Raw genomic sequence first — 792 nt, 5'->3', positions numbered from 1 at the left:
AGCGATCCGCTCGTCTCGTCCATCCCGCGCATCATCACCCCCGCCGTTACCGTGCTGAGGGTGAATCATGTTCTCAAACCGCTGTCGAGACAGGAGTATTTCAGCAGCCTGTTAAAGACGAGTTTCTTGCCACCAAGATGCGTGGCACTTCGCGACGACAATACGGGAGAGCTCAAATCGTGGGTATCACCCGACTTAGCGATTATGAATTTGAGATTGATCCCTTCCCGATAGAGAAGTTCGATCACCGATTTGCTGATCGCATTCTTCAACTTGCGATCATAGGCCATAAGCTCACGAGCCTGATTGATACTGTATGTGAGCCGTTTCAGCTCCAGATGAGCTATCTCGTTGCGAATATCAACATTATGCCTGTTTCCCCAGGTTCCCGGGAAATGAACCTTCAGATTCTGAACGATTTGCCTCAGGATTGGATTCTCGTTTCGTATGCCTAAGGCATAGATCACTCGCCCCCTGCTAAACTCCGTAAGTTCCTCTTCTCCGAAAAGGTCATGTGGCTTCAGGCCGTGCTTGGCGAGAAGGCCAAGCGTTGCGAAATAGAGATCGCGCTCAAACATCGCCGCATAGTCGACGAGGCGCCCCTGAACTGCGAGGATGAGGCGGTGAGCCCTGACATGGTCAACTAATCTGACGAAGTTCGAATGCTCGCGATAAGCCGATATATCGTAAGCGGTGTTCTGACCTCACCTTCCATTTTGCTCGAACGGCTGCGAGTGTGACGGTTCCTTGAGGGATCGTCTTATGTCTAATCCTGGTCGTAGTCCTATCACT

Annotated in this window: 1 protein-coding gene; it reads right to left on the bottom strand. The window is 51.3% G+C overall.

What is annotated here, in order from left to right; genetic code table 11:
• Positions 1-65: 65 nt before the first annotated feature.
• A complete protein-coding gene (gene cas13a, locus KKP04_RS16025; protein WP_371818843.1) occupies positions 66-683 on the bottom strand; it encodes a type VI-A CRISPR-associated RNA-guided ribonuclease Cas13a in 618 nt (205 codons plus the stop codon).
• Positions 684-792 lie beyond the last annotated feature (109 nt).

The organism is Rhodomicrobium sp. Az07 (assembly GCF_018619475.1).
In the GTDB taxonomy this organism is placed as follows: domain Bacteria; phylum Pseudomonadota; class Alphaproteobacteria; order Rhizobiales; family Rhodomicrobiaceae; genus Rhodomicrobium.
The sequence above is the reverse complement of the archived record's forward strand: the minus strand, read 5'-3'. Positions and strand labels throughout refer to the sequence as shown.